Annotated in this window: 24 protein-coding genes; 11 read left to right on the top strand and 13 right to left on the bottom strand. The window is 37.1% G+C overall.

From position 1 onward, the window contains the following. Window positions 1-27 precede the first annotated feature (27 nt). Entirely contained in the window at window positions 28-819 is a 792-nt protein-coding gene (locus BTN98_RS11635; protein WP_060996748.1) for a ParA family protein, read from the top strand. A gap of 46 nt (window positions 820-865) precedes the next feature. Here BTN98_RS11635 and BTN98_RS11630 read toward each other — a convergent pair whose 3' ends face one another. After that, window positions 866-1,711 (bottom strand): mechanosensitive ion channel family protein, encoded by an 846-nt coding sequence (locus BTN98_RS11630; protein WP_060996747.1) that lies wholly within the window; start codon window positions 1,709-1,711, stop codon window positions 866-868. 420 nt (window positions 1,712-2,131) lie between these two features. On the opposite strand from BTN98_RS11630, the gene BTN98_RS11625 reads away from it, so the two are divergent. Next, window positions 2,132-2,659: a rhodanese-like domain-containing protein gene (locus BTN98_RS11625; RefSeq protein ID WP_060996746.1), complete on the top strand. Its 528-nt coding sequence runs from the start codon at window positions 2,132-2,134 to the stop codon at window positions 2,657-2,659. 73 nt (window positions 2,660-2,732) lie between these two features. On the opposite strand, the gene BTN98_RS11620 is transcribed toward BTN98_RS11625, so the two are convergent. Further along, entirely contained in the window at window positions 2,733-3,155 is a 423-nt protein-coding gene (locus tag BTN98_RS11620; RefSeq protein ID WP_060996745.1) for a DUF3010 family protein, read from the bottom strand. Between the two features lie 297 nt (window positions 3,156-3,452). On the opposite strand from BTN98_RS11620, the gene BTN98_RS11615 reads away from it, so the two are divergent. Together BTN98_RS11615 and BTN98_RS20325 are read left to right on the top strand one after the other, a co-directional pair. After that, a complete protein-coding gene (locus BTN98_RS11615) occupies window positions 3,453-6,347 on the top strand; it encodes a M16 family metallopeptidase (protein WP_146107015.1) in 2,895 nt (964 codons plus the stop codon). A gap of 188 nt (window positions 6,348-6,535) precedes the next feature. Beyond that, window positions 6,536-6,673 (top strand): hypothetical protein, encoded by a 138-nt coding sequence (locus tag BTN98_RS20325; protein ID WP_162840652.1) that lies wholly within the window; start codon window positions 6,536-6,538, stop codon window positions 6,671-6,673. A gap of 59 nt (window positions 6,674-6,732) precedes the next feature. On the opposite strand, the gene BTN98_RS11610 is transcribed toward BTN98_RS20325, so the two are convergent. From BTN98_RS11610 to BTN98_RS11590, 5 genes are all read right to left on the bottom strand, one after another. After that, entirely contained in the window at window positions 6,733-7,083 is a 351-nt protein-coding gene (locus BTN98_RS11610; RefSeq protein ID WP_060996743.1) for a hypothetical protein, read from the bottom strand. A 147-nt stretch (window positions 7,084-7,230) separates the two neighbouring features. Continuing rightward, window positions 7,231-7,569: a hypothetical protein gene (locus BTN98_RS11605; protein ID WP_060996742.1), complete on the bottom strand. Its 339-nt coding sequence runs from the start codon at window positions 7,567-7,569 to the stop codon at window positions 7,231-7,233. 608 nt (window positions 7,570-8,177) lie between these two features. Beyond that, window positions 8,178-9,089, bottom strand: a complete 912-nt coding sequence (locus BTN98_RS11600) for a DMT family transporter (protein ID WP_060996741.1) — start codon at window positions 9,087-9,089, stop codon at window positions 8,178-8,180. Next, the gene (locus BTN98_RS11595) at window positions 9,089-9,676 is read right to left on the bottom strand and encodes a 2OG-Fe dioxygenase family protein (RefSeq protein ID WP_268875329.1); all 588 of its coding nucleotides are present in this window, start codon (window positions 9,674-9,676) and stop codon (window positions 9,089-9,091) included. The genes BTN98_RS11600 and BTN98_RS11595 overlap by 1 nt, the downstream gene beginning before the upstream one ends. Window positions 9,677-9,854: 178 nt before the next feature. Further along, complete coding sequence (locus tag BTN98_RS11590) at window positions 9,855-11,075, bottom strand: argininosuccinate synthase-related protein (RefSeq protein WP_060996740.1); 1,221 nt, start codon at window positions 11,073-11,075, stop codon at window positions 9,855-9,857. A gap of 117 nt (window positions 11,076-11,192) precedes the next feature. Here BTN98_RS11590 and BTN98_RS11585 point away from each other — a divergent pair, with 117 nt between their 5' ends. Next, window positions 11,193-12,131 (top strand): LysR family transcriptional regulator, encoded by a 939-nt coding sequence (locus tag BTN98_RS11585; RefSeq protein WP_060996739.1) that lies wholly within the window; start codon window positions 11,193-11,195, stop codon window positions 12,129-12,131. A 743-nt stretch (window positions 12,132-12,874) separates the two neighbouring features. Here BTN98_RS11585 and BTN98_RS11580 read toward each other — a convergent pair. Next, window positions 12,875-13,381, bottom strand: a complete 507-nt coding sequence (locus BTN98_RS11580) for a M48 metallopeptidase family protein (protein WP_060996738.1) — start codon at window positions 13,379-13,381, stop codon at window positions 12,875-12,877. 121 nt (window positions 13,382-13,502) lie between these two features. On the opposite strand from BTN98_RS11580, the gene BTN98_RS11575 reads away from it, so the two are divergent. The 3 genes from BTN98_RS11575 to BTN98_RS11565 all read left to right on the top strand — a co-directional run bounded on the left by BTN98_RS11575 (window position 13,503) and on the right by BTN98_RS11565 (window position 15,227). Next, window positions 13,503-13,952 carry a methyltransferase family protein gene (locus BTN98_RS11575; protein WP_060996737.1) on the top strand — a complete coding sequence of 150 codons (450 nt, stop codon included), beginning with the start codon at window positions 13,503-13,505 and terminating at the stop codon, window positions 13,950-13,952. A 117-nt stretch (window positions 13,953-14,069) separates the two neighbouring features. Further along, window positions 14,070-14,603, top strand: coding sequence for a molybdopterin adenylyltransferase (mog, locus tag BTN98_RS11570; protein WP_060996736.1), 534 nt, complete (start codon window positions 14,070-14,072; stop codon window positions 14,601-14,603). Between the two features lie 348 nt (window positions 14,604-14,951). Continuing rightward, the gene (locus tag BTN98_RS11565; protein WP_060996735.1) at window positions 14,952-15,227 is read left to right on the top strand and encodes a hypothetical protein; all 276 of its coding nucleotides are present in this window, start codon (window positions 14,952-14,954) and stop codon (window positions 15,225-15,227) included. 424 nt (window positions 15,228-15,651) lie between these two features. Here the strand turns inward: BTN98_RS11565 and BTN98_RS11560 are convergent, their stop codons facing one another. Beyond that, on the bottom strand, window positions 15,652-16,143 hold the full coding sequence (locus BTN98_RS11560; RefSeq protein WP_060996734.1) for a CreA family protein: 492 nt from the start codon (window positions 16,141-16,143) through the stop codon (window positions 15,652-15,654). Between the two features lie 389 nt (window positions 16,144-16,532). Here BTN98_RS11560 and BTN98_RS11555 point away from each other — a divergent pair, with 389 nt between their 5' ends. Beyond that, window positions 16,533-16,868: a hypothetical protein gene (locus BTN98_RS11555; RefSeq protein ID WP_060996733.1), complete on the top strand. Its 336-nt coding sequence runs from the start codon at window positions 16,533-16,535 to the stop codon at window positions 16,866-16,868. Between the two features lie 104 nt (window positions 16,869-16,972). On the opposite strand, the gene BTN98_RS11550 is transcribed toward BTN98_RS11555, so the two are convergent. The 4 genes from BTN98_RS11550 to BTN98_RS11535 all read right to left on the bottom strand — a co-directional run bounded on the left by BTN98_RS11550 (window position 16,973) and on the right by BTN98_RS11535 (window position 20,637). Then, window positions 16,973-17,998 (bottom strand): hypothetical protein, encoded by a 1,026-nt coding sequence (locus tag BTN98_RS11550; RefSeq protein WP_105030013.1) that lies wholly within the window; start codon window positions 17,996-17,998, stop codon window positions 16,973-16,975. Between the two features lie 143 nt (window positions 17,999-18,141). Continuing rightward, the gene (locus tag BTN98_RS11545) at window positions 18,142-18,447 is read right to left on the bottom strand and encodes a DUF1289 domain-containing protein (RefSeq protein WP_060996731.1); all 306 of its coding nucleotides are present in this window, start codon (window positions 18,445-18,447) and stop codon (window positions 18,142-18,144) included. Window positions 18,448-18,573: 126 nt separating this feature from the next. After that, window positions 18,574-19,113 carry a GNAT family N-acetyltransferase gene (locus BTN98_RS11540; protein WP_060996730.1) on the bottom strand — a complete coding sequence of 180 codons (540 nt, stop codon included), beginning with the start codon at window positions 19,111-19,113 and terminating at the stop codon, window positions 18,574-18,576. A 963-nt stretch (window positions 19,114-20,076) separates the two neighbouring features. After that, complete coding sequence (locus BTN98_RS11535) at window positions 20,077-20,637, bottom strand: hypothetical protein (protein ID WP_060996729.1); 561 nt, start codon at window positions 20,635-20,637, stop codon at window positions 20,077-20,079. Window positions 20,638-20,777: 140 nt separating this feature from the next. Here BTN98_RS11535 and BTN98_RS11530 point away from each other — a divergent pair, with 140 nt between their 5' ends. Then, window positions 20,778-21,260 (top strand): transcription elongation factor, encoded by a 483-nt coding sequence (locus BTN98_RS11530; RefSeq protein ID WP_060996728.1) that lies wholly within the window; start codon window positions 20,778-20,780, stop codon window positions 21,258-21,260. Window positions 21,261-21,408: 148 nt separating this feature from the next. Further along, complete coding sequence (locus BTN98_RS11525) at window positions 21,409-24,234, top strand: FAD-binding and (Fe-S)-binding domain-containing protein (RefSeq protein ID WP_060996935.1); 2,826 nt, start codon at window positions 21,409-21,411, stop codon at window positions 24,232-24,234. Window positions 24,235-24,369 lie beyond the last annotated feature (135 nt).

The following is a 24,369-nucleotide window of genomic DNA, read 5'->3' as shown; positions in this document are numbered from 1 at the left end:
AGTTATCGATGATCAGGGATGAAATTAATGCGCAGGATTATTTTTAATCAAAAGGGTGGAGTAGGTAAATCAAGTATTACTGTTAATTTAGCCGCAATCAGTGCAGCTAAAGGCTATAAGACATTAGTGATTGATCTTGATGTTCAAGGCAATAGTAGTGCTTATTTAGGGGTTGATATTAATCAGCCTAATGATAAAACTATGGCTGAAGTTTTAAATCAAACCGCATCATGGTTTGCGGTATCGACTCCTATTAGCTATTATCCTCAACCAACAGCTTACGATAATTTGTTTATTATACCTTCTAGTCCAAAGCTTGATAAATTAGAAATTGAACTAGAACGGCGTTATAAAATATATAAACTTCGTGATGTACTCGATGCGTTAGAGAATGATTTTGATCGGATTTATATTGATACGCCACCTAATTTAAATTTTTATACCAAGTCGGGTTTAATCGCAGCGCATAAGCTTCTAATTCCTTTTGATTGTGATAATTTTTCTCAGCAAGCGTTAATCAAAGTAATGGATAATTTAGCCGAGTTACGTGATGATCATAATCGTAATTTAGAATTAGAAGGCATTGTGGTTAATATGTTTAATGCACAAGCAAAGTTTCCTCGACAGATTATTGAAGAGATTAAAACCCTTGGTTTTCCTATTTTGACACCTTATTTACCGCAATCTATCAAAATGAAAGAGTCACATTACCAACAGCGTCCAATGCTACATTTTGATCCTAAGCATAAGTTAACTGAACAATTTATTGCGTTATATGATGGTCTTGAAGCTGCTGTAACAATCAATACCAATGTATAGTTGAAGAGTAAATTAATGGTAATTCGCGTCGAATTACCATTAACAATTATACGGCTGCTGCTGGAAAAGTACGTTCATATTCTTCCATGAAATCACGGCGAATATCTTGTTCAAGGTGGGTTGCACGCTCTGTTGGACAGAAAATCATAAAATGAACGATTTGTTCGCCAGTTGTTGAGCTACTAATATGGATATGAGGTTCAGAACCTGGAAGATCGACGCCTGCATGTTTTTCAATCACACTATTATAACGGCGAGCGACGTCAATAAAATCTTCACTGTGATGATCAATTTTAGCAATAATTGTCGGTAATAGAGGATAGAGGTTAACAAAGTCTCTGACGACGATAGAAAAGTTATGGTAAACATAGCGTTTCATAAAATTGAGATTTTTCACAGGGTACGTAAAAAACATACTATTAGGTAATGTCGCTGTTTTTCCAGTGTAATGGTATTGCCCATGATGGAGATCTATCTCTTGAATCACAGTTGCCATCATATTATGTTCAATCACTTCGCCGCATATTTTTCCCACCTCGATCCAGTCGCCAATACGAAAAGATCGTGAGCTGGCACGTTGTATTGAACCAGTAAAACAAAGAATGATTTCTTTTGAAGCAACAACAATAGCAACAGCAATCGCTGTGAGTGACAGTGCAAATTCGTTAATTTCTGAACGCCATAATAGAAATAGCACCACGAGTGTTAAAATAAAGGAACCGTTTTTAGTTCGGGACATCCATTTTCGCTGTGTTTCAGTAACGAAAAACTCATCACCACGAACTTGAGATAGGATAAGACGACGAATAATAGCGATAATTGCTATTATTAATACGGTAAAAAGAAGTTTATTCATCAATAAATAGGTGAATATTTCAGTAATTATATCCATGAATCCCTTTATATGTATGGTTTTAAATTATTAATATAACAAAAATATTTTAATTTTACGATTTAAATTAATGATAAAATTTTTTGATAATTAATAAATTAATTGTTTTTTATTAATGTAATAGCACGATAAAAGCGATATTTTATTATTACAACTTATAATAGAGTACGTAATAAATTCAGATTATTTCCATTTTTAATTTATTAAGATGTTTAATTTAAACGGTAATATAGTGCTTTTTATACATCAGAAATCCATATTAAAGATTGATTGTTTGTTATTTATATAGCAATAGTTAATGTGGCTTATAGGTTGAGTCAAAGAGATAAATCTCTATGATTATTAATTGTTTTATTAAAATAGACAAAGCGTTAAAATCCATAGCTTGTAGTCATTATTAATACAATTAGGGATGTAATAATGCATATATTTACCGATCGAAAACATATCATTATTGATACGCGTTCAGAAAAAGAATTTATTGAACATCATATTGAAAACAGTGTTTTTGTTGGTTTTCATGGTGTAGGGTTTAAATATTGGTTAGAGCTTCTATTACCAGATAAGAATATTGATATTGAAGTGATTTGTGATGAGCAATATTGTCAAAAGATTGTGTCAACCATAACAGGTTTGGGGTATAAAAACGTATCAGTGATGACGAATGCAATCGAAGCGGCTCCTTTAGCTACTATTTCATCGTTATCAAATGTGGATCAGAAAGTGTTAGATTTACGTCAACGTGATGAATCTCAAACTGATACTGACTATTTACCCGTGACTGAAATTATTCAAGGTAAGCCTCTGTATAGCGAATCTGGTTACGTTGTGCACAGTGATAGAAGTTATCGTTCTTTGATTGCAGTTTCACTATTGAAATTGTTGGGATTCTGTAAATTAATATATGTTGATAAGCATGAACTAGAACAACAAAAAAAATTAAAATAATAAGATCTAGTTTGGTGAGATAAAACAGAAGTGTGTAAAACACTTCTGTTTTTTATTAGTTTTATATCGTTAATTAACGACCAAGAAATGCATAACCAGTTGTGAATGCTGCTTCTTGGAATTGACGTAAACCTGTTGCACGGAAATCAATTGCCATAGGATTACGCTTTAATTTCTCTTTGATGTCTGCATTAGACATAAAGTTAACATCAAGACCATCAATTAACTGAATAGCTGATTCAAGCTTGAAGCCTACAGAACTTCCTGCAAATTTTCCGCGTGTTTCACGAGTACGGATCACTACTTTTTCAACTTTGTAGTCATCAAGTAGTTTCTTAAATGCAAATTGGAAATCTCTCATTTTTTGGTTATCAAGAGAATTATCCATAATGAACTTCTGAGTACGGCATTCTGGAATACCAATCATTCCGCCATCTAAAGTTAATAGGCAAATAATAGCTTCATTGCTGCGTAGTTCAACTGAACAAATTTTCATGTTTATACCTGAATCATAATATTTTGGTCGTTATTGTAGGCTAAAAAGCGATTAGCTGTTAGTGCCGATTGCATTTTTATCGTTGTTTGAGTTAGCGCAGTCTAATGAGTGAACCTTCGTAAAGACCAATCGATGCCGGTAACGAAAATGAATAACATCAGTAGACGTAATTTTTGTAATGATGCGTGTTGCATGATTTTATAATGAGCTTCATCGCAAAAATCAAATCATTCGAAGATTACTAAAAAAGTAACATGAATAATTACTACAAGGTATTTAACATGTGAAGTGGTAATAGTGGCAATATTTAATGATTATTTAAGCATAATATCGGTTCTTTTTTGTAGAAAGAATAGTGCTGATACAGTAGAGCTAGATTCAGTTAGTAATGATATGCAGCCTTCCGTGAAGCGAGCAATCATGCACTTAGGGCTATTATTGATAGTCATGGTTGTTTCAAGTAATGCAAGAGCTGACAGTAATCATTCATTATTACCTCAAGATCCAGCTTGGATCACTGGTAAACTGATTACGGGGTTTACGTACCATATATTGCCAGTTGATGAGCAAAGTGATCGAATACAGTTATATCTACGCATAAAAGCCGGCTCAGTACAAGAAACAGAACAGCAACAAGGTTATGCTCATCTGCTTGAGCATATGGCTTTTAATGGCACAAAAAATTTTCCTAAAAATAAAATCATAAGACTCTTTGAACAAGCAGGTTTAGTGTTTGGTCGTGATCTCAATGCGTTTACGAGTTTTGATAATACAGTCTATCAATTAAGTATTCCTGCAGGTAATGAGCTATTATTAAAACAAGTTTTGCAATATTTAGCTGATATAAGTTATCAGATAAATTTAAATCAAGCTGAAATAACGAAAGAGAAAGGCGTTGTTCAAGGTGAAATTTATGCTCGCGCCAATTTATTAGATAACCCTTATATCGCATATATGGATAATTTTGGTGAAGGGACTAAATATCAATACCAGAAAATAGTCGGTACAGTAAATAGCATAGAGAAAGCGACGCAAGCCGGCCTTAAAGCATATTATAATAGCTGGTATCACCCTGAAAATATTGAACTTTTAATTGTGGGTGATGTGAAAGAAAATACTACAGTTCAGTTAATTAATGAATATTTTTTAGCATTTAAAGGCGATCTTCAATTACAGCTAAAACAGCCACACCGCATACCTAACTTCAAGCAAACTCCTTTTACAGTCGCGAGTCCACAGATAAAAGTAGAAACCTCATCATTGGTATTTAATTTGCCTGATTATAAATATAAAACCTACCATGATGATTATAAAAATAGATTAATTATTTTTGTAAACCAACTGCTCAATTATCGTTTAACGCGAAGTAATGAGTTGAAAAAAACGCCCTATAATCACGCATTTTCTTATATAGGTACGCCTAATGATGGGGGCAATAAGTGGGTTTATTCATTGGGTGTTAATCATGATAACTCTTTTAATAATAGAAGTGGAGCAATAAAGTTTTTAGCAAGTGAAGCTGCAAGATTACAACAATATGGTTTCACAAATGAAGAGTTTAAGCAGCAAAAAGCGTTATTAGCATCACAGACAAAAAACGCCAATATTGATTATAAAAATAAAAAATCAGTCGATATCATCAATGAAGCGTTAAATTCATTAATGCACAATAAAACCAATATTTCTCCATCTTTAAATAATATTTTAGCTAATGAGTTTTTAGCTAAAATACGCTTAGATGAGATTAATAATTTTACGAGTGAAACACTAGTTAAACCACAATTTAGTGCATTTTATACCCAAGGGTCTGGGACGCAAGATACCGCTAAAATTATTGCTGGCATTCAGCAGACTCTTTTGACTAAGCAGAGTCTGCCGAATGATAATTTAGTCATTGCGAGTAAAGCATTAATCGCCAACTTACCAGCCGTAGGCAAAATTGTTAAGAGTAGTGAACATCCTCAATATTATATGCAAGAGTTACATTTAGATAATGGTGTCGCAGCTTTATTACAGCCTGATTCCAGCGCCAATGGAAAAGTGTATTTAGAATTTTCAGCACCAGGGGGCATTACTGCGCTTGCTCCTAAAAGTAGAGCTGCAGCTGTTGCGCTTACAGATATATATTTGAATAGTGGCTTGGCAGAGATGACTGGTCAGCAAACAGCCCAATTATTTCAACTCAATAATACTCAGTTAACGCCTTATATTAGTAATACTACCCAAGGCTTCACTATTGAAACGGCGGCAGACAAATTAGAGTTTGCGATGTCGAGCATTTATGCCGCAATGTTAGACGGAAAAATTGATGACACCGTGTTTAAGCATGTTAAGCAATCAATGATTCAATGGACGAGAAATAATGATCCAAACTTTCAGTCTATAACCAAAGGAGATTTGTTTTCACATAACCCTTATGAAGGTAAGTTATCACTTAAACAGTTATATGATCTTGATAAAGAAAAAGTTGAAGCTGTATATAAGCAGTTATTTGGTCATGCAAATGGTTATAAATTAACTTTAATTGGTGATTTTGAGCCGTTGCAAGCTAAAGCTTTAATAGCAAAATACATAGGCAGCTTACCTAAAGGTAAAAAACACCAATATACAATTAAAAAACAACCCGTTTTAAATAAGAAGGTCAGTTTAAAAAGGGAAATTAATAAATTAAATCGTGCTGATCTAGTCTTTGATTTTATCTTTGAGGCCACTGAACCTAATATTAAAGATATATATGCGTCAGATCTTATATCTAGGGTCTTACAAAGAAAAATGCTTAACAATGTAAGAGAAGAACTATCACTGACTTATTCACCTAATGCTTGGTGCGGCTCTGCAACACCAGGAAGTAATTATGCTCGATGTCAGATTAATGTAGTAACTGATAAAAAAGATGCTGATAAAGGCGTTGAGGCGGTAGAGCTTGCTCTAAAAGATCTTTATCAAACTGGAGTCTCACAGTCTGAGTTAGATGAACATAAAAAAGCGTTAGTTTTAGCGATGCTTGATAATGATAAATTTCCGCAACAACGGGCTCGGTTTGTTCACCGAGATTTTATTAATGGTTTTCCTATTGGTTCGGTATTAGAGCCGCAAGCAGTGGTTGACGAGATTGATAAAGCTTATATTGACTTACTAATAAACCGTTATCTAAAAGATGCAGGGCAAGTTACTTTAACTGTATTACCATAGCGGTGTTTTAGTTAAATAAGGAATATAAAATCAGAAAATAGTTCCATATTTTTATATTCACGACGTTTTTAATCAGTGTTATCTCATCGATAATAGTGAAATAGGGAAGGGAATAATCACAGTTGTTCTGTTTTTCTTGACGGCACTTTTTAGCAAACTAAGTATAGTTTCTATAGAGGAGAGTCATTATGACTACAACCAATGTGATGTCGCATTTTTTCCTTCAACGTCTTAATGATACTGAAAATAAAGAAGAATATGATGCAATAGTCAACATGCTAACATTATGTAATTGGATACCACGAGCTAAAGATGAAGAGCAATAAGCGTGCAGTAAAAAAGCAGCCAATAAAGAACACTATTGGCTGTTTAAATATTATTCGTATTAGCTACGCTTAGCTGGAGTGTATGAGCGACCTGCAGCTTGGTATGTTTCTTTATCGTTAATTTCAAATGTAGTGTAGAAGAACCATGCGATAAAACGCATTAATTCATCATTAGCATTCATTACCCACTCGGCAAACTCTTCTTCTTCACCTTGGTCGTTTTCTTGAGTGAAAACGTGGTAAATACGCTGTTGTCCGTCGATTTCAGCAACACTAAAGTGACCAATCATTGCTGCTGCTGTTTCTGCAATTTCAGGCTCTTCACTCTCTTTTAATGCATTTAGGATCGCTGAAACGCTATCGAGCTCTGCTAATTGTTTTACTAAAATCTCAAATTCTTCTTGTTGCATGATGTTGTCTCTTCATTTTACATATAATGGCTATGATAACCTCATTCGTAAATAGAACCAAAATGTTCGATTAGTGTGAGGTACATACGCAGTTTAAATTCGAGTTTTCTTTGCTAATGCTTTTGAGTTCGCGTTGCTAAATAATTTTCAGTCCATGCGAGTTATAAAGGTTTGTTCGTCATCCACAAAAGCTACAAAGCCACCATGATAGATAAACACTCGACCACGTCCTTCAACTACGCAAGCAAGCTGTGGGCTCAAATCTTCTTGGTTATTCTGACGTTGAAATATGCCAGTATCGGTGATTATGCCGCTAAGTGTCGGCAAATAGCCATAACTGCGCTTAGCTTGATCTATTAGGCTCAATTCGCTGGCAGTCGAGAAGTAACTGGGGATTGCACCAGCATCTTCGACAAATAACGTTTTCAGTTCTTCAAAAGCGGTGATCACCAACCAGTCGATGTCGTTAACGTGATGGATAAACATAGAGTGTCTCGATAATTCTGATGCGCAGATTCTACCATTATTAGAGGCCGAATGGGGGAGTGATTTAGTGGATCAAGGTAGTAGTTCAGGTACGACAGAATCGGTTGGTGATCACAGAATTGATCAAACGTTCTAACAAGCTTTTGCCCCATTCCTTTTTAGTGAAGACTATCAGCGGTAGGACTACTAAAGACATTTGCCTTATTTATTCTAATGAAAGCAGCTATAAGCTCTTTGTCACCTCTACCAGATGATGAATAGCATTGACCGTGCTGTTCACCTTCCAAAATATTTGGTCGTTGTGTTTTCTGAACACTTCACTAAATGGGCTGTAATCTAAACACATACCTTGGAGGTTGATCGCATCCAGCGCTTGCACAGTGGAGCCTAGACGACCATGGTGCAGGTAGAGGTTACTGATGTCCGCACCTTGGTTGTCGCTGGAAGAGGAACACACATCTTTAACTTGGTGTGTGTCCTACTAAGCTTTTGACTCCATTTTGAAGTCTCGATTCAAGTGAGCTAGGTGCTAAGGAACAAGCTCTTTATTTAGTGCCTGTCCCTTCATTTTCTCTTTCATAGTTTTTCTGGCATGCTTTACTGAGATACTAGTTACTGTTCTTTCTCAATGTAGCTATCAATACACTACCAACAATCGCAGCACCACCTATGCACTGTACAACATTCAATGATTCACCCAACCATAGTACCGCAAAGATCGCCCCAAAAAGTGGTTCGCTGCCCATCAAAATGGACACTTTCGTTGGAGAGGTTCTTCGTACTGCATAGTTCTGAACAAAAAAAGCAAACAGTGTGCAGAACAATACAAGGTAGAGCGTGATCAACCAGAATTCCATGCTATTGGGAATAGAATCCAGCGTCAGCCCTTGTCCGTAGGTAAACGCAAGAACGACCGCTCCCAAACCAACTACCAGCGATTGCAAAGCTGTCAGGCTCAACGAAGTAATTTCACGGTTTTCAGTAAAGCGTTTGGTTGTGGTAACCATCAATCCACGCAATAGTGCTGCGGTCAAAATCAACCAGTCACCGGTATTAAGCGATAACGACAATGAGCCATCATATGTCAGCAGGTAAACACCCAACACACAGATCAGAGACAGCATCAACAACTGCCTACTTAATCGCTGCTTATTCACCATCAATTCCAAAAAGGCAGTCAGAATCACCGACAGACTGATCAGGAATGCGGCATTAGTGGCCGAGGTAATGGACACACCAATAATTTCACAGCAAAAAATTGCCAGTAAAATTCCTCCAGTAGGAATTGAAACTTTCCAATCCTTATTTCTTCCGGCCCTGAAGTCTTTCACTGTAGAGAAAAACAAGATAGAGAACGTCAGTAAAAAGCGAATGGCCATGAAAACAAAGACGCCAGTAAACAACAACGCAGACTTTGTCATCCCATAACTTGTCCCCCAAAATGCTGCCACTAACAGTAAAAGGACTTCTATGGTTGGAAAGGCAAACTTTTTAGATATTTTTTGAGTTGTAGTATTCATCAGGCCACCTGCTCCAACTTTGTAAATGCAATGACCAAAACATCTCTGGTGCCAAGTGTATCATTGTCCAATACTTCAACTGGGCTCACATCGTGCATAGTTCTGGCATCGTCAGCTATGACAATATCAAAAGGATTTGTTAGCTCAGCGGTTGCCTTAGGTTGGCGATCCGCATCCGTAAGAGTAGTAACGCCACCGGAGACGTTGTGTCGATTAATCATCATTGACGCAATAAACGTGACCCCATCTCTGTGCAACCCTTCTGGTGCAGGCTTACCTATTTGTTCGCCTGTGGCTACAATTCGGTATGGATGCAGTCGAATATTACAATCATTAGTCTTCCTATCCACCTTGTCATACAGCGAACTCATCATTGAGAGAACCTGAAGTAACACTGGCGACTGACTGAACTCTGTGGTCAAAGGTTCATATTTCCGTTCAACATCACCGTTCAGGTAATTCACTTCTTTGCTTTGAACGTAAGAAGCATGGGGCAACAAGGTCAGGCCTTGACCCGTTGCTAATTTGGTAAACTGACCATATCTTCGATATCGATAAAGACCACCGTCGCCCATGTAGTGGTCCAACTCCAGTAAGTTCTACTGGTTAGAAAACTCTTGGATATCATGCTCTGTGCAATCGAGCATAGCTTGAATATCCGTGCCCTTAATAAACGTGAAGCAATCCTGTTTCAGCTTTTCAATATGGTTAAAATATTTAACTGCGTTTGGTATTTTGACTGACATGTTCATATTGAATGCTCCTTTATGCTGAGGCTTTGTTTAACTGGAATATATTTTCAGTGGTAATTGTTCTCTGGCTTCGCTCGTGGGCTACCTGAATCTCCCAGTTATCACGATCGGTTAGGTACCGCGCTTTATCCGCGACAATGTTAGACAAAAACAATTGCCCCTGTGATAGCGAAAAGGTCACTGTTCCTGAAATGGATTGAGCGGTCTGGCTGATAAACGCCTGTGTCGCCTGCTCTAAATGACTTCCCCAACGTCCCTCAACGGCTTCATTAGTCCAGGTTTGGCTGTGCAGGGTTTTCATTCGTAGCAACTCGGTTTCAAGTACGGCGACTTCCAGATGCCGATAGGCGCTCATAAGAGCACTTGCTGCAGGTGCCTCTCTTATCTCCAGCACTTTTTCATCGTAATCCAGGTGATCAAAACCGATGTAGCGACCAATCTGATAACTGCCAATGTGCTTGTTGAGGTATTCCACCATCTTAATTAATGGCATCACAGTGCCATTAACTCGGGTCGGCATGCCCTTTTGAAATGTAATTGAGACGGAGTGATTGCTGTCTGCCAATTGAAAGTCTGGATTCCAGACTGCCCAATGAAACAATGATTCATACAATATGAAATTCTCTGGGTTATCTAAAACACCTGACTCAAACTCACGGCACCAGAGGTTGGAATCACCACTGACGTTTCGCCCTGAAAATTCAAACAACCCTGACATAGAAAGGTTGGCTATTTTTTCTTCTCGGGAGATCGCAGAGTACTCATAAGGGGAGCCGTAAAAGCCCTCAAACCCACTACGTTCAATGGCCCCATTTAGCCTGCGCAGGCTGTTCTGTGATTGATTGGCGGTATGAATAATCGCGCCACAATTCAGTTTATTTGCAATCTCAACGGCATGCTTGATAATGACTGGTCGAGAAAGAGAAGAGCTGACCGGATAATCACCCAGGTACATCGCCTGAGCTTGAATTGCTGACACAATGGAGTGCTCCACAAAACTTTGCCTTCCGTCTTCAATGATCAGGTCCACACCATAATGATCGGCTATATGAGAGAGCGACTTTGAATCAATACCGTCGCCCATATCGACCGCCAATGCGGTTACTTTTACATTAGAATCCTTCAGAAGTTCCAATAAGTAAGTGCTGTCTAAACTACCGCTGAACAGGGTTAATATATGTTCTACTTGTCCGTTGAGAGCTGAAATATCAGCAATACTTCTGATTTTCTTCATCGTTTATCCTTAAACTTTTTAGTGTTTGGAAATGAATCCCTATCAAATTGACAATGATGATTATAATTAGATACATTTAAGGAACAATACACCCCAAAAGCAAAGGATATTTGCACAGTGAACAATAATGAGGTAATTCCCCTTCTGCCCGAAATGGCTGTATTTGTTGTCGTTGTTGAAGAAGGCGGTTTCTCAAAAGCAGGTAAAAAACTGGGACTCGCGCCTTCCTCAATCAGCCGATCGGTCAATCGACTGGAAAAAGGTCTTCATACAAAGCTGCTGGAGCGTACTACTCGACAGGTGAAAATGAGCACTGCCGGGACGGAGGTATATACACAGTGCAAATCCATGCTGGAATCCGCCAAGCTAGCCGTCAAAACGGTTCAAAGCACCCAGGATGAAGCTATTGGCGTACTCAGAGTGGCGGCACCGAAGGCATTCGCCAAGCAAATCCTGTCACCATTGCTACTGGATTTTATGGCTGAGTATCCAAAGATCACGATTCACTTCAAGGTATCGGACCTCTATATCGATCTGATTGGAGAGGAAATTGATGTCATTTTCAGGCTGACGGATCAGCCAATCGAAGGGCTTATTTCAAAATCACTAACGCGTACCCAATTGATGATGTGCGCCAGCCCAGACTATATAGAGCAATTTGGAGAACCTGGTCATCCCGATGATCTTGAACACCATCAATGCATTGCGCTGGGTGAACAGGCTGGTGATAACGAATGGCGGCTGACAAGCGCAAACCAAACCACCATCGTTAAAGCAAACAATCGCATGTCGGTGAATCACACTGAAATCCGAAAAGAAGCCGTGCTGCGGAATCTAGGGATCGCCATCTTCCCAGATTTCACTGTTCAACCAGAATTACGAAGAGGCACATTGGTCCAGATTCTGCCCGACTGGCACATAGCTGGGAATTATTCAGGAGAGGTAATCCTTCAATATGCTCAATCCCGCTATATTCCTTATCAACTGCGATTATTTGTTGACTATATGTCTGAGCGATTATCAAAGCTCAGTTTTAATAAGATTGTGCCAGAGTAGACCATCTGTTTTAAAAGGGGGTAGTGATAAAGAGCCGATAGAAGCTTGCGGTTCACTAGGGCCCGCTTCGTCTAACGTATGAGATGATTTACTAGTGAGAGCGACGGGCCGGTTGTCGAAGGACATTAAACATTGCTCGCTTCAACTAAACTGTAATCATTTACAAGAAAGCTTGTTCGTTATCGAAGTGTCAAAGTACGCACACAAAACAAAGGTATCACTATGTAGTGGATGAGTTGATTTGGGTAAAGGATATGAGGATTTGCCATACCTCTGATTATCCATTAAATACTAATTTAGCAAAAATCACTGACTCATTTGTGTCCAAAAATGAGCTAACTTAAATGCCAAGCCCCAACCCCGTCATTCCCTACAGTGAATGCCCGCGAGGGCGATAGGGAATCTATTGTCCATGCGTTGTAGAATTTATATTTAGCCGTAAACGTAATGTGTTTCACTGGCGTCTTTAGGGCTCGATCACGGGTTGAGTAGATCACGGATAGTTTCGTTCCTCAACTTCCGAGATGACGGACATTGGGCAGAGTACATGCCAAGCCCCAATCCGTCATTCCCTACAGTGAATGCCCGCGAGGGCGATAGGGAATCTATTGTCCACGCGTTGTAGGGTTTATATTTAGCCATAAAACGTAATGTGTTTCATCGGCGTCTTTAAGGCTCGAGTAGATCACGGACATTGGGCTGAGTAAATACCAAACCCAACGATCGTGATGTTCTACAATAGACTAATCATATATTGGCCCAATCAGATCTAAATGGGTGAGATATAAACGCATATCTAGCTCCAACTGATGATAATTAGGCTCCATATGACAGCAAAGTTGGTAAAAAGCTTTGTTGTGATCTTTTTCCCTCAAGTGCGCCAGCTCATGCACCACAATCATTCGTAAAAAAGGCAGGGGAGCTTGCTTAAATACCGTCGCAATTCTAATTTCATGCTTGGCTTTAAGTTTATTGCCATGGACACGTGAAATGAATGTGTGTAGGCCGAGTGCATGATTGATCACATTAATTTTATTGTCGTAACCAACTTTACTGATGGGGGCTGATTTTTTTAAATATTGGTTTTTCAGCTCAATCACATAATCGTATAACGCTTTTTCAGTTTTAATCGTGTGCGGTGTCGGATAACGGTTAAGCAATAATGTCTTAAGTTGATCTTTTTCTATTAACTGTTGAACTTGATCAACAAGGTGAGACGGATAACCTTGAATGTACTTGAGCTGTTGCATAACCAATATGACTCTTAACCAAAAGGGTTATGCTATAAGCTGGCAACTATCGAGGCAACCTTATTATTAGGTAATATGAGCTCAATCGCCGTTAAATTCAGGCGATAAGTAAGGATAAATTATGCTGTCTTTAAAAATCCCTCCTCCAGTACTGGCTGCTATAGCGTTATTGATGATATATGGCTGCGTATTATTTATGCCGGTGTGGCAATTTAAGCCACTTTGGAGTGTCGCGGTACTGTTAATGATTATTGCCATCATTATTGGATTGTTATCAATGTCAGTATTTGCCAGAGTTAACACTACTATCAGTCCTTTTACACCACAAGCAACCACTCAGTTAGTGACTACAGGAATATACCAATATAGCCGTAACCCTATGTATTTAAGTTTGTTGTTATTACTTATTGCTGCAGTATTTATTGGGGGCGAATTATCAGCAGCTATGGTGGTGATTGTTTTTATTGCAACGGTAAATCAGCTTCAGATTAAGCCAGAGGAAAAGGTATTACTGAATTTGTTTGGGAATGATTATCGCCGCTATTGTCAGCACGTTAGGCGCTGGTTATGAATATAGGTATTATTAATGATTACCATCTTACTGATTTGCATACACTGTTTAGCCATTAATAATGCTATAAATGTTATGCTTAGCAGTAAGATTGCGTTTAAACAAATGAGGTAACACATGAGTAAGGCAAAAATTGGTATTGTAACTGTGAGCGATCGTGCAAGTGCCGGTGTTTACGAAGATATTTCAGGACAAGCAATCATTGATACATTAAATGATTATCTTACATCAGAGTGGGAGCCTGTTTATCAAGTTATTCCTGATGAGCAAGACGTGATTGAGAGTACGTTGATTGACTTGGCTGATAATCAAAACTGTAGCCTGATCGTTACTACTGGCGGAACAGGGCCAGCTAAGCGTGATGTTACGCCTGAAGCAACAGAAGCTGTTTGTGATCGTATGATGCCAGGTTTTGGTGAGTTAATGCGTGCAGAATCGCTAAAATTTGTACCTACAGCTATTTTATCTCGTCAAACAGCAGGACTTCGTGGTGATAGTTTAATTATCAATTTACCGGGTAAGCCAAAATCTATTCGTGAATGTTTAGATGCAGTATTCCCTGCTGTACCTTACTGTCTTGATTTGATGGATGGCCCATTTCTTGTGTGTGATGAAAGTGTAATTAAACCATTTCGTCCAAAGCAAAAATAAAATAGGCCACAATAAAAAAGCGACAATATTTTGTCGCTTTTTTATATCCGTTATATTACGTGATCTTTATTTAGAACGGATAATTTGAATCAATGTCACAAAATAGGAAATAAATTATTAATATATACAGTGTTCAATAATTATAATTTAGCAATAGTTAGCTGTTATTTGTTTTTTTTATTTATTTTCAAATGCTTATATTATTATAAAAAATAAACCCATATATTTGGTGAATTATTGAGTCATCTATTTACACCCTTGGTGAATTGTTTTTTTCCGTTATTTGTAATATTCTCATGCGAAGTTTTACTTTTAGTCACAGATAAGTGTTATAGCGTGAGTTTGAATATGGATGTTAAACAAAGTTGGGGTTTTATTTCTATCTCTCTAGGTGTGATTTCTCTTTTATGGGGAATGGTTTCATTGAGTGGTATGGTTGGTCAAGAACATGTTTTTACTGAAATGGGCTCATTTCTGACCATGACAGGATCTGATTTGTACAATAATACTTATGCTGAAAATATATTAGCAGCCGAGCGCCACAAAAACTTTGTTGTGTTATTAGTCGGTATTACGATGGCAATTATTGGCTCTTTGTTAATGAAAAATCGTTTGTTTAAGTAATAAATAATATTTCAGTCATATTTATTGTTTAATAAATGTGGCTGATAATCATAATAAATGTAAGATTATCGTTATTCCTCTGTGCTAACATATCCTTTCTTTTGATATAAAAAATCTACCAACACAATATTATAAATATCTTAATTTTTATTATTTATATTTCAGTTATCGATTTTATAACGAATAAATATTCTTTTGTAGATAATGTTGATTACAATAATAAACATGATCCGAAGTTAACGTCAAAAGTTTCATGTACAGTTATTCATTCGTAAAAGATTAAATAAACAGAGTTAATCTTTATCGATTGGATTGCACTATATAAAAAATAAATTGAGAATCTTGGATTTGTTTTTTATATGGGCATGGTGGATTTTTGAAAAATCGCTTCTTAATCAAATGGTTAAGAAGCGGTAATGTGCTATTATTGAATATCTGTTGTCGTCGCTGGTGTATGGGCAACGTATGCTTTTGTACCCCAAAGAGGCACGGTTGATAAACTGTGTTTATAACTACCTGTTGTTGTTTTGGTTGAATATGATAAATACATTAAGGTTTCTGATTTAGGATCATAAATTCGACGTATCTTCATTGTTTTAAAGAAAATACTTTTAGATTTCTTAAAGACAACCTCGCCAGATTTTGATTTATCAATTTTCGCTATCATCTCTGGTGTTATTTCTCCGGTTTGACGGCATGAAATAGATGAGTCTGAAGGATCCGCTAAACTCAAATCTGCTTCGATGCTAGCAATATGACAAGTAACACCAGGTACAACAGGATCGACCAATGTGTTTAACTTGATATCCTTAGTTGTAAACATACCTAAAGAAACATCGCCAACCTCATTATCAGAACAACCACTCAGTGTTAATGCGATAGCAATCGAACTGGCAATCAATAAACTTTTTTGCATATAAGCTCCCTGTTAAATGAACGGTATCATTTAAAAATATTTAAATATGATTTGTTATTATGACGCTAAGTTATACGCGAAAAAGCGCTGTTTTTCATCATTCTCTTTCAAATATGATATTTGTCAGTAATAAATTGCGGTGTGGATATACTTTATTTCAAATAAATATAAAATAATTAAAAAAAGACAATAACGGTTTAAGTTATTGATAATAATTGTTTTTTGTGTGTCTTGATGGTTTTTTTATGCGATGAATTAATAGGGTTTAAATGATTTTTATTAAAAATGGTCTTTTCAATAGCAACAATAACACATAGGATGAATGTAACAGCAATGTTACTATTAATAATTATCAACGGATGATTATTACTGATTATGAGGAGGATATGATGTCAAATATTCTTGCGTTTCCAGTAAAAGAACAGCCTCGAGATCGTACGCCGTTAGAATTAATTGTTGAACAAGAACTGTTGGATTTAGGTGCTGATATCTACATGATTAATGTTGTCATTCAACGAATGGAAAAATTTTTAGCGCTTGCTTCATTTGAGTTTGATTTAAAAATGCAAGTGTCTAAAAACTGTTTAGATGAAATGAATCAAAATGTATTCCCAGTGATTTCTGATATGCAAGCGTCAATGAGGGATACGATGAATGAAATGTTAACTGAACGTGTATTGCATGAGATTCGTTTATATAATTTAGAAAGGCACGCAGTTAAATAATACATGGCTTATTTTTTTAGTTTTACAATATGTGCAACAAATAATCAAAAACGCCGCTGTTTAATATTTATTATTATAGCGGCTTTTTTATTAGTTTTTATGGCCTAATTGCCAAATTTTTCTGCTCGACTACCTATTATCCAGAAGCTTAACGCTAATATCGCAAAAAATACGGCTTTATGAAGTGTGCCCCAAAAATACTCAAAATAACGGCTATATAAACATAACAATAAAAAGATGATGCCAAAGGCTCTTATGAGTGGATTATTATTTTTAATGCCATAATAAATAGCACTTAAGGTGACCAATAGCATCGTTACGCTCCAGCCCCATAATTCAATCTGTTTAATGTGTGACCAAGCACTTAAACTATCATAATTACCAAAAATAGTTAGCATCCACAACGCATTGAAAAAATACAGCAATCCCATAAATAGCGTAGATTCTTGAAGAAATAACAATCGAGAGTGACGTTTTAAGGCAACACTCGCAGATATAATGAACATGCCAACAATGGTAAATCGTGAGGGAATATTCATTCCCCAAAAGAGGTAGTGATTCTGAGCGAGATAAGAGGTTTCAGTTAACACCAATAATCCAATACCAATTAGTGCAAATAACCACACTAATACCGAGCGTAGTTGGATACCGACGATAAGGTAGATGATAGTAGGCAGAAGAATAAAAATACTCTCACGCCAATGAAGTGCTATTGTGATATGGCTTAAAAATACACTCGTTACAGCTGTTATCAGCACACCAAAAAAGAACACCGCTTCATTACTAACGGTTTTTTGTGGATAACGCTGTCGCCGTTTGACGCCGAAATAAAACAGACCAGCTGCAATTATGGCGCTAATAAAGGCGAGCACACTTGCAGGCGTATTGATAATACGCGATATCAGTGCAATTAAATAATCGTCAGCAATGAGTAATATAACGGATAAAATAAAACATGCTATAGCGACCCAAAATGAATAAACAGCCAGTAGCTTCCAATCAAAACTAATCACATCATAGCTGTGACGTAGTTTCTGAGCTTGTTGGTTATCAATCAGTTGTTGTTGCTGCCATTGAGTAATGGTGTCGTTAAGGAATTGTCCTTGCCGTTTATTAACTTTCATATCCATGTGAATTCCAGATAACATCAATCGCATATATACGTTGTGTCATCTTATTGGTATCGTTAAAAAGTAGAGCAGATAATTGTAACTGATTAGTATGATATTTTTAGCGTAAACATTGTAAGTAAAAGAAGATTAATAACTCAATATTATAGTATTGGTTGTGATGATAAACAGTGTCGACATAAGCAAGTAGCCACGGAACCTGGTAATGTTTGGCGCGGTTCAATATTAAAACACCAGCATGTGGCTTTGCCAGCCTTGATATCACATTGCGCTGGTTGTTGGCATTGTGGGCACTGGTGAGTTGCTTTAATCGCTTTAATGTCAGCCATGATCGCCAGTTGTTGCTGTTCTGGATAGGCTATCCAGTGGCTGATTTCTGACATTGTTCGTAAGCAGCCACCGCATATTCCTGCATTATTTTTACATTTAGCGACACATGGTGATTTCACAATAATTACCTATTAACGACTCGATGAATAAAGGTAATATGCTAACGGTTTATAGTGATAAATGCTACTTTGCTTATCTAATGACATTCATAGTGATCAATCACATTTTATGTGTTGCTATAACAACTATGAAGCTGTTTGTTTAAGTAATTCATAAATCGCAATATCATCTTGTAATAAGTGATGACTTGGAAATGTTAGCGCAGTAACATTTTTCATGCCGATTTTTAGCATCACATTTTCAGGGCCTGAAACAGTCTTTAAATGTCGGCCATACAGATGCTCTAAATTAAGTTTATTGAAGCCATAGTCTTTAATCCGTTCTACCGCCTCAGTACAGTAACCGTTACCCCAATATGGCACGCCAATCCAATAGCCAAGCTGGGCACTATTTTCATTAATATTTTCTAATCCTGCGCAGCCGATAAGTTGATGATTACTTTTTAGGGTAATAGCGAAAATAGCTGATTGTTTGCTATACCATCCAGCTAAATGTTTGCCTATCCACTTTCCAGCCATACCATCAGAATAGGGATGTGGAACGCTGATGGTACCGTTAGCAATATCAACACTACCAGCAAGTCGCTGTATCTTGGTTGCATCTGATAACTCTAATGGGCGAAGAATTAAGCGTTCTGTTGTTAACAGTGGTTGCATTTTATTCATAATAATATACTCACAAGCATAGCTAAATATTGCTATTAACCAATAAATTTGAATTAATTTATAGGACTACGATCAATGATTTGATGACTAGTGTGGTGAAATAGTGAAATCTGTGCAGTCACGCTTAATTATTAGAGCGATGTGATCTGTTATCTTTACTAGCACAAAAGCGACAACTGATCTGAGTGAGGATTCTGACATATCGCTCAATTAGTTGTTTTTTCTTATATAGCAATATGTTAAGTTAAACTAAACGCAACAATTAAAAAATAAATACTCATATCATTAAAAAAAAGACTTACAGTAGTTGTCAAATAGCAAAAACATAATTATATTAACTATGTTGATATAAATCGTTAGGTGAAATTAGCTTTAAAAAAATTAGAAAGTCTTTGTTTATATTCTTTTCTTAATTATCCTCCACGAAAATTATCATCATTATATTTATTCACAACGGAACTTATTAATAGAAGTTGTTGTCATAAATAAAAAAATTGTTCATCATAATTCAATTAATATGTCATTGTAATGTCATACCAAATTGGTTAACTAGAACACGAATAGTCGAGTAAGAAGGGTATTAATATATAGTGATATCAACCTTACTCATTGGGAAATATATGAGAGGTTTATAATGAAAACACGTAGTCGCAGACAGTGGTTTTACCATAAAAATCAAACAACTAAAGTTGTTAAAGCTTAAAAGCTGGAAAACATTTCTTTATCGATGATAAAGCAATGAATACATTTAATTATCCTCTAATTAAATGTTTGTTGAAAATTGTTCATAACAAATATCAACCGCAAAGTGGCCAGGGATAAACATTCGTATTGTAAAATTTCTGGCTAACTTATACTCCTTTTTTATAATCAATTATTAAGTTTATTTACCTATCAAAAAGCAAACGTTTGCCTTGGTGTTGAGTTTTTAGTTATTAATGGTATTTAATGCATGTTTATTAATTATCTATATATATTGCCACCAATAATCAGATCGCTTGGAATCGACGTAAGTGGAATATTACCTATATAAATATTACCGTCGACAACCAGTTTATTTGGAAGCGCATTAAGCTGACTGTTTTGGATAAATAAATCACCTTTAACATATAAGTTGTCGGGTAGTTTTTTGAGCTGAGTATGGGCAACGCTAAGATCGCCATAGACTTGTAAACCAAAATTAAGCTCCTTAATTTTAGAGTAAGCAAGATTGATGTAGCCATCGACTTTAAGCGCTAATGGTAAATACTCAATATGGCTATAGGCTAAATTAAGATTACCTTTAATGGTAAGGCTTAATGGTAAATATTTAATTTGGCTACTTTCAAGATTCAGATCCCCATTTACAACAAGGGGATCGGGTAAGCGAATGTCACCACTGTATTTTAGCGAAAGATTACCATAACTATCTAGATAATTAAGTAAATGGGTTGGAGTTAGTGCTAACGCTGGTTGAGTGGTAATTAACACTCCGATTAGGCATAACAGCCAGTTATAACGATACATATTGAGAGTCGTAACCATTTTTAATCATGAATGAGTGTTTATCGGATGATTGGCTTATTACTTTAGTTTTTGATGATATTTAATGTTCGAGAACGTTGCTGTTTGTGCTTATATTCAATGTATAATCAGCGCCCATTTGGCTAATAGGTTGATAATAAATGAACAAGCAAGTGTTACTTGAGCGTATTGAGGCACAGTTAGAACAGACATTACAAATAGCAACTGAAGCTGCAATGCGTGCTTATAATACCGCGACAGATGATGAAAATGTTGCGGAAAATAAATACGATACTTTTGCATTAGAAGCGTCGTATCTTGCTCATGGTCAAGCTCAGCGAGTGGCTGAATGTAAAGCTGACATTAGTGCTTATCAGCATTTATTTGCCACAATGCCTACTCAACAAACGACCATTGTTGTTGGCCATTTAGTGTCTTTAGAAGATCAACAAGGGCATGCTAAGAAGGTGTTTTTAGGGCCGGCGGCAGGAGGCTTAAAATTTATGATTAATAATGAGGAAGTCATAACCGTGACACCGAGCTCACCTTTTGGTGAAGCATTGCTTGGTCGAGAAATCGATGAAGAGATAGATATCCATATCGGCGGTAATGTTCTATGGTTTGATGTGATGAGTATTGAGTAATTACCTGATTATTTGATTTTAATCATCATCATAGTAAAAATGTGAATTAGTAACGGTTATCATCGCCTTTATAGCAGTAGAATTATCCATTCCGAAGTGAAATACCGAGCATAAAGTTTATGCCTATTACTAATAAAGCGAGGCTATGATGCAACCTGCTTATGCTAATTTAATCGAGCAATTACGCCTTCAAATAGATGAAAAAAGGATTATTACTGATCCTACGTTGATGTTGGCTTATGGTACTGACGCGAGTTTTTATCGTTTGTTACCACAAATGGTTTTACAGCTTGATACACTTGATGAAGTTATCTTTGCGATTAAAGCGTGTTATGAACATCAAATTCCAATGACGTTTCGTGCTGCAGGGACGAGCCTATCAGGTCAAGCACAGTCAGATTCAGTCTTAATTACATTAACTCGTCGTTGGCGAGATTATAAAGTGCTTAATGATGGCGCTCAGATATGGTTACAACCCGGCATCATTGGCGCGGAAGCGAATACAATATTAGCGTCATTTGGTCGAAAAATTGGTCCCGATCCTGGTTCTATTAATAGCTGTAAGATCGGCGGCATTGTGGCAAATAATGCCTCTGGTATGTGTTGTGGCACTTCGCAAAATAGCTACCGTACTATTGCAGGAATGACAGTAGTACTTGCTGATGGAACGCTATTAAACACTTTAGATCTCAATAGCATTACAGCGTTTAAAAAAACGCATGCTGCAATGATCGACGAGCTGATGTTATTGGTCAGCGAATGTCAGGCTAATAGTGTACTTGCAGATAAAATTCGCCATAAATACCGCTTAAAAAATACCACAGGTTATAGTTTAAATGCTTTGGTAGATTTTGATGATCCAATTGATGTATTACAGCATCTATTTATTGGTTCAGAGGGCACGTTGGGTTTTATTGCTGATGTGACTTATAACACGGTAATTAATCATCAATTTAAGGCATCGGGACTGTTTGTGTTTGCTGATATTGAGCAAACATGTTTAGCGGTGAGTCAATTAAGTAAAACACGAGTCGCAGCTGTCGAGTTAATGGATAACCGTTCATTAGCGTCAGTGGCAGCAAAGCCAGGAATGCCTGCCTTTATTGCTCAACTAGGGGCTGATGGTAATACAGAAGCTGCCGCATTATTGATTGAGCTACATGCTGAAAATGAACAAGATTTACTTCTTCAGGCAGAGGGAATCCAACAGATTATCAATGCATTCTCTCCGATTGAGCAAGTTGATTTTAGTCGTGATGCAACGATCTGTGAACAATTGTGGGGTATTCGTAAAGAGTTATTTCCCGCTGTTGGTGCCGTCCGAGAAAGTGGCACAACGGTTATTATTGAAGATGTTGCTTTCCCTATTGCGCAGTTAGCGCCAGCTGTGCGTGATTTACAACAATTGTTTGTCCAATTTGATTATCATGAAGCGATTATTTTTGGTCATGCGTTAGCGGGTAATTTGCATTTTGTATTTACCCAATCATTTGATACTCAAGCTGAAATTGAACGCTATAGTGCATTTATGGATGCAGTTGCTGAGCTTGTGGCGGTTGAATATCAAGGTTCATTAAAGGCAGAGCATGGCACTGGACGTAATATGGCGCCATTTATTGAACTTGAATGGGGCTATGCTGGTTATCAATTAATGCTCGCGATTAAAGGAGTGTTTGATCCTCGCGGAGTATTAAATCCAGGGGTGATTATAAATGCTGATAAACAATCACATATTAAAAACTTAAAAGCGATGCCTGTTGCTGATGAGCTTATCGATAAATGTGTTGAATGTGGTTTTTGTGAACCTGTGTGCCCATCGCGTAATTTATCATTAACTCCACGCCAGCGTAATACGGTGTATCGTGAAATATCGCGCTTACGGCGTAGTAATGAAGATCCTCAACGGTTAGCAGCGATGGAAAAAACATACCGTTATTATGGGTTAGATACTTGTGCGGCAACTGGATTGTGCGCTGAACGTTGTCCTGTTGGAATTAATACCGGTGATTTAGTTCGTAAGTTACGTCAAAATCATACTGAAAAAGCGAAGAAAATTGCCTCATGGACAGCCGATCATTTTGCAACAGTCACAGCATCTGCAAAAGTAGGGCTAACTGTAGCGAGCAAGATGCATAAAGCTTTAGGCACAAATAGAATGCGCAAGCTAACGCAACAAGCTTATCAACTTTCAGGGCATAAAGTTCCGCAATGGACTCCGCATATGCCTTTGCCTGCAGCTAAAATAATCACACCTGTTATTAGTGGTATAACAAAAGAGCGGGTGGTGTATTTTCCTAGTTGTGCCGCTAGAAATATGGGAACTGAGGTAAATGCACTCGATAAACGCCCGTTGACGGAAGTAACGATTTCTTTGCTTGAAAAAGCAGGATATGAAGTCATATTGCCAGATGATCTCAATAATCAATGCTGCGGTATGCCATATATTAGTAAAGGTTTTCCAGAAACGGCACAAGTTAAAGCCCAACAACTTGAACAAGCATTATGGCAAGCATCTCATCAAGGGCAATATCCTGTACTAATGGATACCAGTCCATGTGCTAGTACCAGTAAGCAGTCTTTACGCAATGATATTACTATTTATGAGCCATTTAAATTTGTGGCTGATTTTGTATTACCAAGATTAACAATCACACCACAGCAAGAGCCTGTAATGTTGCATATTACCTGTACGTCACGTCGTCAGGGATTAGCGTCTGTTATTGAACGTGTAACTAGAGCATGTGCAACAGAGGTAATTATTCCTGATGATATTACTTGTTGCGGTTTTGCTGGTGATAAAGGTTTTACGAAACCAGAACTTAATGCGAGCGCGTTAGCACCATTAAAAGCACAAGTGCCTCAAGGATGTCATGAAGGTTATTCAAATAGTCGAACTTGTGAGATCGGCTTATCTGAACATAGTGGTATTGAATATCGTTCAATTTTATATTTAGTCGATAAAGTTAGCCATTAGCATTTATCGTTAATCGTTCGACACTCCTCGCTACTTTAATTAAATAGCGAGGAGTTTTAGTGTTCTTTTATTGGTACGAGTTGCTGTAGTGGTTTTATGTCAGTACAGATTATATTCATTTAAGCTATAATGGTA

This window comes from Photobacterium aquimaris, assembly GCF_002954455.1.
Lineage (GTDB): Bacteria > Pseudomonadota > Gammaproteobacteria > Enterobacterales > Vibrionaceae > Photobacterium > Photobacterium aquimaris.
This window is presented reverse-complemented; position numbering and strand designations above follow the sequence as displayed.